The organism is Arachidicoccus ginsenosidivorans, assembly GCF_007971385.1.
Classification (GTDB): domain Bacteria; phylum Bacteroidota; class Bacteroidia; order Chitinophagales; family Chitinophagaceae; genus Arachidicoccus; species Arachidicoccus ginsenosidivorans.
The window spans coordinates 1,430,353-1,445,472 of record NZ_CP042434.1 but is presented as its reverse complement, the minus strand read 5'-3'; the positions used below and the strand labels follow the sequence as shown (position 1 = coordinate 1,445,472).

At 39.8% G+C, this 15,120-nt stretch carries 11 protein-coding genes; 7 read left to right on the top strand and 4 right to left on the bottom strand.

Annotated elements, in window-relative coordinates:
- Nucleotides 1-122 precede the first annotated feature (122 nt).
- From FSB73_RS05890 to FSB73_RS05875, 4 genes are all read right to left on the bottom strand, one after another.
- Nucleotides 123-2,372, bottom strand: coding sequence for a 3-hydroxyacyl-CoA dehydrogenase NAD-binding domain-containing protein (locus tag FSB73_RS05890; RefSeq protein ID WP_146780553.1), 2,250 nt, complete (start codon nucleotides 2,370-2,372; stop codon nucleotides 123-125).
- A gap of 52 nt (nucleotides 2,373-2,424) precedes the next feature.
- A complete protein-coding gene (locus FSB73_RS05885) occupies nucleotides 2,425-3,591 on the bottom strand; it encodes an acyl-CoA dehydrogenase family protein (protein WP_146780552.1) in 1,167 nt (388 codons plus the stop codon).
- A 385-nt stretch (nucleotides 3,592-3,976) separates the two neighbouring features.
- Complete coding sequence (locus FSB73_RS05880) at nucleotides 3,977-5,884, bottom strand: M56 family metallopeptidase (protein WP_146780551.1); 1,908 nt, start codon at nucleotides 5,882-5,884, stop codon at nucleotides 3,977-3,979.
- A gap of 24 nt (nucleotides 5,885-5,908) precedes the next feature.
- Nucleotides 5,909-6,265 (bottom strand): BlaI/MecI/CopY family transcriptional regulator, encoded by a 357-nt coding sequence (locus tag FSB73_RS05875; protein ID WP_146780550.1) that lies wholly within the window; start codon nucleotides 6,263-6,265, stop codon nucleotides 5,909-5,911.
- A 564-nt stretch (nucleotides 6,266-6,829) separates the two neighbouring features.
- On the opposite strand from FSB73_RS05875, the gene FSB73_RS05870 reads away from it, so the two are divergent.
- The 7 genes from FSB73_RS05870 (at nucleotide 6,830) to FSB73_RS05840 (ending at nucleotide 15,110) form a co-directional block, all read left to right on the top strand.
- A complete protein-coding gene (locus FSB73_RS05870) occupies nucleotides 6,830-7,579 on the top strand; it encodes a hypothetical protein (RefSeq protein ID WP_146780549.1) in 750 nt (249 codons plus the stop codon).
- 147 nt (nucleotides 7,580-7,726) lie between these two features.
- Nucleotides 7,727-9,007: a T9SS type A sorting domain-containing protein gene (locus FSB73_RS05865; protein ID WP_146780548.1), complete on the top strand. Its 1,281-nt coding sequence runs from the start codon at nucleotides 7,727-7,729 to the stop codon at nucleotides 9,005-9,007.
- Nucleotides 9,008-9,939: 932 nt separating this feature from the next.
- Nucleotides 9,940-11,352: a T9SS type A sorting domain-containing protein gene (locus FSB73_RS05860; protein ID WP_146780547.1), complete on the top strand. Its 1,413-nt coding sequence runs from the start codon at nucleotides 9,940-9,942 to the stop codon at nucleotides 11,350-11,352.
- A gap of 195 nt (nucleotides 11,353-11,547) precedes the next feature.
- Nucleotides 11,548-13,134: an apolipoprotein N-acyltransferase gene (gene lnt, locus FSB73_RS05855; protein ID WP_146780546.1), complete on the top strand. Its 1,587-nt coding sequence runs from the start codon at nucleotides 11,548-11,550 to the stop codon at nucleotides 13,132-13,134.
- 142 nt (nucleotides 13,135-13,276) lie between these two features.
- Nucleotides 13,277-13,801: a 3-hydroxyacyl-ACP dehydratase FabZ family protein gene (locus FSB73_RS05850; protein WP_146780545.1), complete on the top strand. Its 525-nt coding sequence runs from the start codon at nucleotides 13,277-13,279 to the stop codon at nucleotides 13,799-13,801.
- Nucleotides 13,802-13,803: 2 nt separating this feature from the next.
- Nucleotides 13,804-14,622 carry a beta-ketoacyl synthase N-terminal-like domain-containing protein gene (locus tag FSB73_RS05845; RefSeq protein ID WP_146780544.1) on the top strand — a complete coding sequence of 273 codons (819 nt, stop codon included), beginning with the start codon at nucleotides 13,804-13,806 and terminating at the stop codon, nucleotides 14,620-14,622.
- A complete protein-coding gene (locus tag FSB73_RS05840; RefSeq protein ID WP_146780543.1) occupies nucleotides 14,559-15,110 on the top strand; it encodes a beta-ketoacyl-[acyl-carrier-protein] synthase family protein in 552 nt (183 codons plus the stop codon). Before FSB73_RS05845 ends, FSB73_RS05840 begins: the two co-directional genes overlap by 64 nt.
- Nucleotides 15,111-15,120: the final 10 nt, after the last annotated feature.

Here is a 15,120-nt window from a genome sequence, read left to right as displayed (position 1 = left end):
TTAAAATTTGTCCGTTGCGCTTCTTAATTATCCATTCCCGACAACGCAAAAGCACAGGTATTGAGCGTAAGCCTTAACATGCGAGCAGCTTAAAGCGCCCATGACAACAAGAACAGCGGGTGTTACCCTTTCGTTAGAGGCCAATTGGAATTAAATCCATCGTAAAAAGTGAAATTTTTGCTGGCTAAATCAATTAAGGAGACAGGCATCTGCCACTGCTCCCCATATGGACTAAATGATTTGCAGTCTTGTACAAACTGCTGCAAGCCAGTTTGATCTATGTGAGAAAAAACACCCCCTGTATGCGCCGCATATCCAACACCTAGTATTGAACCAATATCCCCATCTATGGGCCTGTCCAGCACACCTTCGTCCAGGAGACGATAACTATCGAGTGCCATCACATGTAATAACCGTTTTTGGATGATTTCAGTAAATGTGTTGTTTTCCTGTACTGCATTTGAATCGATAGTTGCATCGATAGTTGCCGCGTTAGCTCCATTGTTACTAGTAATAGTGGGTGAAACTTGGATATTACTGTCCTGCCAGAGCGCTTTTTTGCCCGTCTGGGCGTCATAAGTATAAAAACCTTTATTTGATTTGCGGCCAGTCCTACCCTGATTAATTAATGAACTAAGGTAATTATAAGTACGCTGCTGGCTATTGGATAGTGCAGGTAGCTGATCATACACATGTACCATGAGCGGCAGGGAGATTTCATCTAGTACCGCAAGTGGACTGACAGCAAAGCCAGCTTTCAACGCCTCCTTTTCAATGAGCTCAGCAGGGATGCCTTCCAGCAGCATAGTAATCGCCTCCAATAGATAATTAAAAAAGATGCGCGACGTGAAAAAGGCCGGACTGTCATGTACGACTATGGGCGTTTTACCTAGCTTTAAAGCCAGTGCTTTTGCTTTATTTAAGGTTTGTTGACTGGTTTGTTTGCCCAGTATAATTTCTACCAGTGGCATTCTGTCTACCGGTGAAAAGAAATGCATGCCGATAAAGTTTTCCGGTAGCCGGCAGCTGAGCGCTAGCCTGGAAATAGGCAGCGACGTAGTATTAGAGGCTACAAAACCATTAGAAGCCAACATGGCTTCACTTTCATGGATCACAGCATTTTTTAGTGTTACCTGCTCAAAGACCGCTTCTATAATGGCGTCCGCTCCCTGTAATGCGGTTACTTTATCTGTGGGCTCAATCAGCGCTTCCATGGCTTCTTTTTGAGTAGCAGCCATCCTGCCCATCGCAATTAACTTATCACAGCATTTTGTCGTATAGGCCTTGCCGCGCCGGGCAAGCTCCACCTTTGTATCCTTAAGCACTGCTTGCAGGCCTGCCCGGGCCACTTCAAAGGCAATCCCGGCACCCATCATCCCGGCACCTATAATGCCAATTTTTTTAAATTCAGGTGCTGGCTCATGTATAGATGAAGCTTCTAACGGCCTTTTGGCCGCCTGCACACCGTAATACATCGTTCTGATAATGGCCAATGATAGTGGGTTTTGCAATACAGATGTATAATGAACAGCTTCTAATTGCAACAACTCCTCCAAAGTAAGCTTTCCTTCTATATTTGCAGCTATTAGCTCAAAACAGGCACTGGTGCCGGGAAATTTAAGATTGGCTTTTTTCTTTAAAACGGCGAGCATTTGATCCGTGTCAGTTGTATTGATCTGCTGCTTAGTTGCGTTACTTTTCCCTTCAGTTGATTTTGCTCCATTTGGTTGCGTCAGTATCCAATCAACTGCCCGTTGACCTAATTGGGAACTGTCTTGGACCACGGCGTCCAAAAGGCCAGATGCTAGCGCCTGCTCATGGTTATAACTAGCACCTTTTATAAGTAATGCTGCTGCGTCTTCCAGCGCCAACCTTTGAACTATATAAACTGTTGTACCTAAACCAGGGAAAATACCCAGACTACAATCTGTGCACCTGATTTTGGTGCGCGTTGTACCCATTATATAATGCGCCCATAGCATGGGGGCCATTTGTAGGCTATTAACAGCGCCATCTAAAACAGCAACAACTGGAATCTTAGCCTGTTTAATGGTCGCTGACCATTCTAATATCCGCTGAATACGCGGCGTAAAGTCAGGGCTTTTGGCTGCTTCAAATAAAGCCCTGTAGTCAACCACTTCGGATCCAAAAGGGCAATGATAGATGATACCCTGAATGTTCTTTGTTGGGTCTAACAGACTAAGCAACAGTGCTCCGAATTTCTCCAGTAGCAAAACAGGATTAGTTGCCTGCTTTCTGTATCCTTCTTTAGTAGTGATGCGTATGACGGCATTGGCGTCAATGGCCAGATTGAAAAGGTTGTGATCGATTTGATCTTTCGATTGATGGTTTAAGGGATTATAAGGCTCCATAACTGTTTACTTAGATGTTGGGTGGCGCTTTTATTTCTGAATCGCCATTCACTTATTTATTTTTATAACTAACACCGTCAATTTCCATTTTGGCGATGATCTCCAGCATGATTTCTGAAGTACCACCAATAATAGTTCCGGCTCTGACATCACGGTAAAGCCTGGCAATCTTATAATCCTCGGTAAATCCATACCCACCAAATAATTGCAGACACTGATGGACAATACTAATAGCCAGTTCATTGGCCTGGAGTTTGGCAATCGAACAGTCTTCTACTGCATAAATACCGTCATTTTGCAGATCGCAGCAATAATTAACAAAGGCCTTGGTCGTTTTGATATCCGCCACCATCTGTGCAATCCTGTGACGGATCACCTGGAACTCCTGGAGCTTTTTACCAAATGCCTCCCTGACATTGATATACTCCATCGTATACTTTAGGGTAAATTCAGCGGTAGCGATACTCTGGATGGCAGCAGTAAGCCTTTCTAATTGCAGGCCATCCATCAGATAGCCAAATCCGGCACCTTCTTCTCCCAATAGATGGCCTACTGGCACCTTTACATTGTCAAAAGAAAGCTCAGCAGTGTCGGAGGCATGCCAGCCCATTTTGTCAATCTTTCGTGCACTGACACCTGGCGCATTACGGTCTATGAGGATCAGGCTTATGCCTTTGGCGCCTTTTGTGGGATCGGTCTTTACGGCAGTAATAAAGAAATCACCATACACACCGTTGGTGATAAATGTTTTTGAACCATTTATAATATAATGGTCGCCTTCTCTGACAGCAGTTGTCCGGATATTTTTGACATCAGAACCTGCACCAGGCTCCGTAATAGCGATGGCGCTGACCATATTACCCAAGATAACAGGCTGCAGATATCGCTTTTTAAGATCTTCTGATCCATATTTAAGCAGGTAAGGGGCAGACATAAATTGAATAACCAGCGCAGATATGGTAAAACCACCGGAAAAGCAATGCGAGAGTTCTTCACAGAGAATCATAGAATAATAAAAATCCAGATCCAGACCACCATAAGCCTCAGGGAAATTAACACCCATAAATCCCATGTCGCCCATTTTCTTCCAAATCTCACGGTCAATTTGCTGGTTTTTTTCCCACTGATCAATATGGGGATTGATTTCCTTTTCAATAAAGGCTCTAAGTGTATCCCGAAAAATCTGATGTTCCGGGGACAACTGAGTCGCACGTATCATATTGTTTATGTGTTATTTAATTACGAATACTATCAAATGTTAGTAAAGGTATCAAAAATAATCAATAGATCCTGCCTTACCTGAAAATTTTTAGGATTTCTGTTAAGTGGACGGTAAAACCAAACCCATAATAAAGCTGCAGGGCAACGATGCAAGAAGCACAGATAAGCGGATAAAGCTAAAAAGCAATAAAGCCAGTGATTGTACCGGGGTTATGCCGGAAAAGAAACTACCAGCAATATCCTGGCGCATAAGGTAAAATAAAAACATATGCAAAAGGCAAATTCAACAGCAGGTTCAAATGAAAAAGCGCAAAAGAAAATAAACATATTCTTTTGCGCTTTTCATAATTTTAAAGGACGATCCAAATACCAGATTGAATTTTTTATTTAATGGTCGTAATTACCAGGTCCCGGCCATTTTTCATGTCAACCGTACCAATGTCATTAGGTGCAAGTTTTTTACTTGCCTCGTCAAACGACATCTGTTTCCCATCGACGCTAATGGTTAAGTTGTCAAGTATGGTATATCTGGAGGTGGTATTTTGGCTGATGACCCAAATAGCGCTGTCCACTTTGACAATCGCCTTGTGGGTAGCTTTTACTTTTTCGGCTATCGCATCATATTTGACTTTAAAGTCCAAGGCTGCCAGTGCGTCCTGATAAGTTACCTTCTTATCCTGTCCTGTTGAGTAGGAGGAGGGGAAAGGGCCGTCTTTTGGTATAGGAGTTTGAGACAGACCGATATTTGTCAGTAAATAAGGGTGAAGGGCTTCTTTTTGTTTTGCAGGGTCAATACTGAGTGCAAAGGGAAAATCCTGATAACCCTGTTTTGTAAAATTTATATAGTATTTGACACCTATAATTTCCTTTTCATCGATTACTAAAGAATAAAAGCCTTTGTCATCTGTATGACCAATGACTTTATCAGCGGCACTTTTTAAAGTAGCATTAGAAATGGCAGTATGTGAAGCCTGGTCAAATACAATTCCGGAAATTTCCATATGATCTGCCATAGTAGTGGCACTTGTAAAACGATCCCTGGTTTTCTGTAGACTGCGGTACTGCTCAGTGCCCTTTGCGGCTCCGATAAGAATTGTGGTAGCAGGTTGGGCATTATCCAATGGCTGAAGCCCCGCATTTGCCATATAAAGCGCATTTAACTGACCATCCTTGCCTATTAGGCTTTTCATTTTGATCTCGGCTGATTTAAAACCCTCTTTTTGAATCCTGAGATCAATAGGGTAATGTACTTCTTTTTCGTTATTAAAAGAAAATGTATAATACCCATGCTTATCAGTGGTGACTTTAATATGATTAGCGAGATCCGTGATGGTTACGGCTTCCATGGGCTGGTTATTGGTGCCATTTAAAATAGAACCGTAAAATTGGATGGCGCCTTGCGCTTTATTAGCCACCGCCCTGAATGAAAATAACAGTACCACAATTAAAGGCAGCAAAAAAGTAAATTTAAGGAGCTGCACTTTGGCTGTTTTTGTTTTGTTCATCATTTTAATTCTGTTTTTAAGTGAAGAGAGATTAAATGCATTAGTAGGCCCTGCCTGGTGAATACCACTTACATGAAGCAGAAGATACTGATATTGTTGTTTATTTATGCCACGTTCAAGCACCTGAGCATCGGCAATATATTCCAGATTTTCCTTGACCGCTCTTCTAAGCAGCCATACAAATGGATTGAACCAATTTATAATGACCAGAAATTCTGCCCATAAATTATCCAGTGTATGATATTGCAGCACATGCACCTGTTCGTGGGCAAGTATCTTATCCAGCTCAGTAGTTTCATGTAGGTCTTTATTTAAAAAGATGGAATCACGAAAGGAAAAAGGTGTTATATTTCCATTTACCTGATAGATTGTAAAACCCGCTCGCCGCTCCAGAATTTGGGACTTTTGTTTTAACCGGTAAATGGATAACAATGCAAAGGATAGTTTAATCAGCATGGCCACCATGCCTGAAATCAACAGTATGGTTATAATGGCAGTGGAGCTGATATGACGCGTGGCCTCCTGAACAGGTGTATAGTTTATGGCCACCTGAGGAATGCCACTGATAATGGTTTGCTGAAAGGAGATGGTTGAGGACGGCTCAGAATGCGTGAAGAACTTTGAGATATCAATGAACGGCATGATCAGACATAAGACTGAACAAGTCCAAAAATAAGCCCTGTTCCATCCATAGAATGTAAACTTCTTAAGCACTACAGCATAAAATAGGTACATGCAGGTAAGCCCCACGGATACCCGCAAAAAATATTGTAGGATCGTAACCATGATTATGAATTTAGCGTTATTTAATTATTTCTCTTTTTCAATCATTTGAATAATTTCCTTTAATTCCTCAGCAGACACCTTCTTTTGCTTTACCAGAAAAGAAACGACCTCCTTATAGGAATCTGAGAAGTATTGTTTTACGACACTGCCGACAAATTTCTTCTTGTATTCTTCCTGACTGATAGAGGAGGCATATATATAGGTGTTACCCACCATTGTACTGCTTAAATATCCCTTTTTTTCTAGGTTTTTAATGGTGGAAGCAATAGTCGTGTAGGGCGCGTCCGCATCCATTTGCTGCATAATGGATTTGACATTACCTGATCCCACCTTAAATACTGCGCGTAAGACCTCTTCTTCTTGTTGGGTTAATTTCTGCATATCTACGAACTTTTCGTAAAACTACGATAGTTTCGTAGAATAACCAAATTTAATTTAAAAAAGTTTTTAAGGATCAGTCCGTACTCCATACTCCATACTCCATGTCCCGCTGAATTATGCTAATATGATAGTAATCCAAATTACTTATATAGGTCATAAAGTTTCTTGAAGCCTCTTTGTGATCAAAAATTGGATGCAAAACAATTTGCCTCTAATGTTCCTTTGTCTTTGTTATGAAAAAAAACTCAGCTGACACTTTCGCGACTACAAATAACTGATGGAAATACTTACAAAAGATGTGCAGTAATAGTTCATGGTAATATTGGTTTTGAGGTAGGACGCAACCAAAGTAAGATTTTAAATAGATGTCCAAAATTACAAAAAATAAGTTGCGTGAATTTATTTTTCTAATTGTGGCGTAAAAGCTACAAACAAGTGTTATAATCTCTCTTAAATTTGAGTAATCATTGAATGCTAAGAATCAGGTAAATCTGTGAAGATGCTGAACAACTTATCCATTCTGATCCAACGGTTCTTTATTTTTTAAATATAAAACTTTTAAACATGAAAAAAACGTTACTCTCATTATTTATGGTTGCTTGTGTTGGGACAGCAGTTAGTTATGGACAGGTGAATGTTGGAAGTACTACCCCGCCAGATGCAAGTGTGGCTTTGCAAGTTTCTGGGACCAATTTGGGATTTATGCCACCCAAAGTCAGCCTGACCAGTACAGATGAATTTGGATTAGCGGGTGATACAAAAACAGCAGGGATAATGGTGTATAACACCAACACGGCATTAGCATCTAATTTTGCATTTCCATCTTATGGTGTCGGACTTTATCTATGGACTGGTAAAGGGTGGCTATGGCAAGGCCCTATGCCTTTTATCAGTGCATTAGCTCCTGCCAGTGGCAATATACCGGTTGGCACAGTTGATGTACCATTAAATGTATCAGGTCCGGACCATGGAGTAGGTAACCCTGATATTTTACCAACCGTTGATGGAGGGGCTGTAGTAGCCACTGTTGGAGGTAATTATAAATATGAATTGGATGGGTATATTGCCCAGGCCCCGGATGCACCTGGATCTATTGTGTTTGAGGTGCAGAAAAATGGTGCTTATAGCACACAATTTCAAGTTCCAGTTGCAGGGCAGACAAATCACATCAATATATTTCACTTTTCTGAAGAAATATATTTAGCTGCTGGAGATAAACTGACTTTTAAAGTCATACAAAACAATACTGGTAAGATTGTCAGTTATGTATATATACCTAATATAGTTGTTAAAGCGCTGGAGCTTGGCGAATAATGAAAGAAATGTTTAATTGGGATAATTCTTTCCCAGGGTTTAATTGTGGCTGTAATACGTCTTTATGTAACAATTAAGATCAGTATTATAGTATTTACTTCTGGCAAAGCCAGAAGCAGATCATTATTCATTTTAAAGCTTAAAATTATGAAGCAGATAACTTTTCTTACAATATTTTCTATTATAGGCCTAGCAGCTACTGCTCAAAATTACATAGGTGCGCCGGTTGGATTATATGGCCCGGCCTATAATGGAAGTACCCTAATAGGGGATGGAGGCAATGTACTGGTGGAGGGAAACGGGAATTGGTATTTTGGAGGACCTGTTGTCAGTGCTGACAAAGGTGGCCAAAATGCGCCCAATGCAACTGGACGCTCCGAGATTATGATTTTTGATGGTTCTGGTACTTATGATAACGCAGCAACTATAAATGGTGCTACAGGATTTTTTATTGATGGCTATGCAGGTGCTATCAATAAAACGGCTTCCTTTATATTGCCCCTCGGTGAGGGAACAATTGCGCATCCCTTAACGATTATGTCCGGCGCCTCTGGTAATGTTGCCTATTTTTCCGGATTGGGCACGAAGCAAAATACAACTTTAAGCGGTACCGCCGCCGAGGTTTTTAGTCCCTATTTTGATTTTAATGGCATCAATACCGGAGATTATATTTTCGGTTTTGAAACTGGCTTTGGAAATACCAGTGATTTACATTTGTTAGAATCTGGCAATACCAGTGTAAACGGCACAAGTGGTACAACAAGCTATAATGAAGTTCCAAGTACAATTAGTTACGATAATACAACAGGCGTATTAAATGCTACCATAACGAGTACATACGGCGCAACGCAGCTTTACGTAGGTAGTACAAGCAGCGCATTGCCGGTTGGACTCCACGGATTTGCCGCATCTTTTGCGAACAAAACGGTTTCTTTAGTTTGGAAGACTTCTTTTGAGTCGAACAATCGAGGATTTGATGTTCAACGAAGCCAGGATGGTGTTCATTATAATAGTATAGGTTTTGTGCCGTCATTAGCTGCCTCAAGTGGTGGTAATAGTAGTCTTGAGCTTGATTACGCCTATGTTGACAATACTCTTCTTACGGCAGGAACTTATTATTACAGGTTGATTCAACAGGATAATAATAATAAGCAAACCATTTCAGGAACAGTTAACATCGAGGTAAATGGACTAGCGTCTACAATTAAAGTATATCCTAATCCAACATCGGGCAAATTTTGGGTGGTTGGACTGAAAGCAGGTAGCCGGATTGAGGTATTTAATGCTGCCGGACAAAAAGTCAAGTCAGTTGTTACTAACAGTGACCAGACGGCTATTGATTTAAATGGCTATGCGCAAGGTGTTTATTATTTGAAATTTGTTGATGATAAAGGCGCAATTGGAGGATCTAATTTGTTAATTAAATAAATGAGGAGCCTATGAGGAGTGCTTAAGTGAGTCTTTGAATTTTCTGTTATGATTGAAAGTCCTAAACTCAGTTGATTAATCAATTGAGTTTAGGACTTTTTTTTGTGGATGTGTCAAAATGGAGAAAATAGTAAACAAGGAAGGTATATTTCGTTGTTTGTAGTTGAAGCGCTACAATTATTTTGTCACCTTCTTGTACATTTGCAACAGATATATACATTCTGGTAAGCAAAATTGGATACATACAAAATAACAATGCTTGCCATATATCTGGAAAACCATGTATACCAATCATAATAAATAAAGGGTGAAGTTGATTTTAATTGACTTAATGCTCACAGTGAAATGGGACGTCATTACTCTTTGCGTCCCATTTTAATTTTTTAATTCTTCGAGGTCTATGGATGAAGCAATTAGTCAATGTCTTATACAGGCATAGTAGTCAAGTGTAATTGATTAACCAAATGCTTAGTTGATGATTTTTCGGCTGTTTAAAACCTATATTTTCCTCCTTCTAAATTGCAAAAATTTAGAAGTATATTATATATTAATATTTAATTATATATGGGTATTATATCTGGTATATTTTTTAAAAAGGATTAATAAAATCTCAACGAATATTTACATCAAATATTTGAGATAATAAGTTGCTTAATTTCTAACTTTTTGGTTATTAGTTCAAAACCTTATCTGGAGCGTATTTTAGACGGTAATAATTATTTTACATTTTGTAGCTGATTAGCTACAAATGAGCTTGCATGGTTGGTTTACTTTTGTTAAAACATTGGGAGTAATGTATATAAACTATATATAGCTGATAATATGAATATATATGCTTTATTTACTGGGTACAACTTTCAATATTAAAGAGGTTAATCTAGTATTGTTGTAGTCAAGGGTATTCAACATTTTTTAATTAATAATTTATTTCTATGAAAAAGATTTTTACATTCATGATCGCAGTATTTGCGATAGGCCTTGCAAAGGCAGGAACCTTCGGCATGGGGGATTATGTCTGGAAAGACGATGGTACGCAAACAGTTTTGAAAACTAACGATGCCTATGTTAAAAATGACCGTAAACCGGTTGATTTGGAAATGGCACTTGGTATGTGGACTTTCTTTGAGAATCAGGGTAGTGGTGTTATTGTACTTCAATATGCCAGGGGGAATGCCAATGGACAGTCATTTGTTGCTGGGGCGGCGGGAACAACCCAGGCGCAAAGTCCAAACTTCCAATTGAATTGGCAAGATGTTAATAAGGATTCAGTCAACAAAGACTGGATGCTTGCAGGTGATGCCAGTTCATTAACAAATGGAGATTACACGCCTTCAGGGCTGACAGATTATTCCGGTGTGAGTGCCTTTGTTGGAACTAATGTGGCAAAAACACCTAATATTATTGATTTTGGCGGTAAAGTGTTAGTTTCTTCTACGACTGATGGTAGTATTACTTTAGACGGAACGACTTCTCCGGACTTCTCCGCAGGAAATTATAACTATATGAAAGGGGGCATTAAATTCGCTATTAAACCTGGAGCCTCTGTTTTGCCAGATTCTGTATATTCCTTTAGATTATACTGTAAAAGCTCCAATTGGGATGGCGAAACACGCGGAACACAAATTGGAGAGCGGACAATTAACTTCAATACTTTTGAAGGAAATAACAATAGAATTAAGACCAATAGCCCGACAGCGGCTGATGGTGTTCCTGATCCCAATGCCGTCAACGGTGGTAACCACTTTGATCACGGTATGCCATTTATCATGACTGGCCCAGATATTCAAACCAACTTAGGTCTTGCCGTTAACTGGAGTGCACCAGGCTTACAAGCTTCCGTATCAAATGGTAGTGTTATTTTAACTTGGGGCACAGAAACAGAAAGCAATAATAAAGAGTTTATCGTTCAAAGAAGTGTAGCTGGAAGCAATAGTTTTGTAAATGTAGGCACAGTAGCTTCTAAATCAAACGGAGGCAACAGCACATCCGCCCTGGATTATAAATATATAGACGCGTCGCCAATTGCAAACGCTGTTTATAGAGTAGCTGAAGTTAGCAATAGCGGAGAAACTCATTATTCAAATAGTGTTTCCGTTGCGTTAAATGATGCTAGCAGCAAATTATCTGTATTCCCTAACCCTGTTGTTTCTGGTACCCTGAATGTAAAAGGTGCGAGCGCAGGAAGCGTTTACCGTATCGTAAGTGTGAATGGTATCAATGCACTTAGCGGTAAATTAAATGCTGCAAAACAGATCAGTGTAGATCATTTAGCAACTGGTGTTTATGTCTTACAGGTAGCTACTGCAAATGGTAATACCTCCTCTGTTATGTTTGTAAAGAAATAAATAATTCAATAATTTCCTGGAAGAATAGGATGTTCGCTATTATAAGTGAACATCCTATTTATATGATGGTTATAAACACTGAACGTCGCTTGTAGCTGAGATTTGATAGGATCAATTATACCAAGGCATAAGGAACTGCCTGTTTTGATATAGTATTCATTTAAAGCATATAAAACCACAAAGATAAAGATAAGAATGGGCCATAAACTAAGCAAAAAATACTGGATACTGCTACTCAGTGCGATACCGATTACAATGTCCATTCAAATGGCAGATACGCCCCTTAACTGGATTGTTTATGCGCTGGTCTTTTATGCGTTTATGGATTTAGAGAAGGCAAAGGATGCCTTTTGGCGTGGCGCCTTGGTAGGAGGCGTGACAGCCATATTAAACTTTTTTTGGATTATTGGTGGCGCACAGAAATTTACTGGAAAAGGCGTCTTAATTGGCATTGGTATTACCCTGATATTTACGGTAATTTTTGCTTTATATGCCGGGATACTCGGATGGGTCATCCTGTTTCTAAAAAGAAAAACCCGTTATAAGCTTGAATGGTTGGTGAATGGAATTTATCTGGCTTCCTTTTGGGTATTGGTCGATGCATTTATGATTTACTTTGCCAAAGGCTTTGCCCTTTGTCTATTTGTTTCTTATACGGCACTTGCGCAGAATTTATATCTAATCCAATTATCCACCATTACGGGGCCTTTACTATTTACATTTTTAGTGGTATTTCTAAGCTATATCACCGCCTATTTTGTGTATTATAAAAAGTGGAAACTGCTATATATTCCTGTAGCGGTCATCCTGACGAGTCTGGCAATAGGAGGTCTGATTTTAAACAGCTATGAAAATCAGCTGGATGCGGCTAGTCAAGCAAAAAAACAAACCAGTTTTAAAGCAGCCATATTGTCTCAGAATCTGGACCCTCAGTTCAGGTGGGATCCAGAGAACGGCAATTATCTCGCGCAGCAATTATTCAAAATGAATAAGATGGCCTGCGAAAATAAAGCACAACTCACTATTTGGTCAGAATCGGCCATTCCCTGGAATTATACGCCAGATGATGATTTCCTAAGAGTATTAGATTCCCTTACAGCCTCCTATAATGTGACACATTTAATTGGGATGAATACCGATTATGACAGAAAGCATCGGATATTCTACAATTCCATTTACAGTATGGAGCCCGGTCGCAAAATCATGGGCAGGTACGATAAAAGACTCGCCCTAAGCCTGATTGAAAAGCCGTTTATGGGGATGCTGATTCCATTTTATAATAGTACCGGCTTTAGGGTAAAAGAAGGGAAAAGTGATAAACCTTTGCCGACACCTTATGGAGGCGCAGGGATTTTACTTTGCAATGAATCTGTAATTCCGGACCTTTCCTATAGTTCTGTAAGAGAAGGCGCTAATTTTCTAGTAAATCCAGGCAATGATGGCTGGTTCAGTCATACCTATATATCCAAACAGCATTTATACCATGCCAGGCTTCGGGCAGTTGAAACCCGAAAAGACCTGTTGATTAATAATAACGACGGCTATTCTGGCAAAATTGAGTCTAGTGGGCGTATGCCGGAGATAAACAAAGGGCAATCTGCCATGATAGGCTATGCAACAGTCTATCCAAATGGGGTTAAAACCTTTATTGTTTTACATCCGCATTGGTTTGCATTATTATGTTTGATTGTGTTTTTAGCCATTTTATCATATAATTTAATTTTTGTAAAAGAAAAATGGGCCGAAGGACGTGAACATACAGTAAAAGGATACAAGAAATAACATTGCAGAAACCCAACAGCTAAAACAGCATTTAGAATAAAAGGTTAAGCGTACTGCTAGAAAGGTAGTTGAGATAAAAGTTCAATATTGACTATATAAAAGTAAGCTTTATTGAAACTTGAAAGGGTAAATTTAAAAACTTATGAAAGTAACGAAAGAATTAATTATTGAACATTTTCCATGCAAAAGCCCCTATTGTTTTATTAATGAAATAATAGAAGTAAATGCCGATCATATTTTGGCCAGCTATCTTTTTAAACAAAATGAGTTTTTCTTTGCAGGACACTTTCCAGGCAATCCAGTTGTACCAGGTGCCATTTTACAAGAAGCCGCTGCACAAATAGGACTATTGGCATTTGGGATGTACCTTTTGGGCAATGGTATTGAAGTACTTAGTGATCTGCCTGTAGAATTACCTGCAGCGCTTTTAACCATGAAATTACCAGATGTTGCTGCCTTAGAAAAGAAAATGAATAATATATTTTATTTGACTTCCGCAAATATGGATTATAAATATTTCGTCAAACCTAATGACAAAATCTTCGTTTACGCTGAAAAGGTATTTTTCAGGTTAAATAAATTGAAGTGTAAAGTGCGCATTGAAAATCAGGATAAAGTATTGATCAGTAAAGGAATTATGTCTGGGGTCGTGATTAAGGCTAAATAATTATGGCAAAAAAAACGAGAGTAGTAATAACAGGATTGGGGATTTGCAGCCCAATTGGTAATGGGGTGAAACAATTTACCACTTCCTTAAAAAAGGGCGTATCCGGCGTTCGTTACCATGAGATCCTAAAACAGCAAAATTATAGATGTCATGTAGGGGCGCTGCCTGCTTTGGAACCAGCCGAGGTGCAGGCGTTTACCAGTAGGTACGGACTTGTCAAGATGAAAGGAACGGGAATCGTATATGGTTGTATGGCGGGTGTGGAAGCCTGGTTTGATGCCGGCCTTTCCTTGCTGGATAGTAAAAGCAATCAAGCCGCCTGGGAATCCGGATGCATATTTGGTACCTGTACCAATGGTATTGACGCCATTGATTATGGCATTGGCCTTGTGGACACCGGAAATGTGCGAAAAATGGGGGGACGCACTGCCCAGCAGGCCATGAACAGTGGAGTGAGCGCCTATTTAGGAGGCATAATTGGAATCGGCAACCAATTGAGTACAAATTCCTCCTCTTGTATAACTGGCGTAGAATCTGCCATGGAAGGTGTCAACCGAATCAGGCAAAACAAAGCCAAAATTGTTTTAGTCGGATCCTCAGAAAGTAGCCATCATAACGTATGGGGCGGTTATGATGGGATGACCCTGTATGATGATTTTTATGCACTGGCCAAAGGGTATAATGACAACCCTGAAAAAGCCAGCTGTCCTATGAGTATCCATGCCAATGGCCTGGTGCCAGGTGGCGGCGGGGGGCCATGGTCATTGAGAGTTTACAGTCAGCCCGTAAACGAGGCGCAAAGATTTACGCAGAGATATTAGATGGCAGTATTATCTCCGGAGCGCAAAGAAATGGCGGCACCATGACGATGAATAGCAGAAAAAGCATGGAAGACGTAATTGAATTTGCCTTATCTAAATCCCAAATCAGTGCGCGGGATATCGATTTGATATCCGGACATTTACCCTCTTATATAATGGATGTCTATGAAGTAGAAGCATGGGCAAAAGTGCTGAAACGAACAGGGGAAGATTTTCCTTATATAAATGCGTTAAAATCTATGACCGGGCATTGTTTTGCCGCTTCTTCCTCTATGGAACTGGTTGCCTCTGCCCTGCAGTTGCATCATCAGTTTATCCATCCAAGTGTTAATTCAGCAGCGTTACATCCGCAAATTGAATCCATTATAGCAAGGAAGAAAATACCTTTAAAAGCTTTGAAGAAAAAAATAAATATTATTGCTAAAACCGCATTCGGATTTGGTGATGTCGCCTCATGTATCGTATTAAAGAAGTGGGAAGACGCTTAAATTGTTTTAG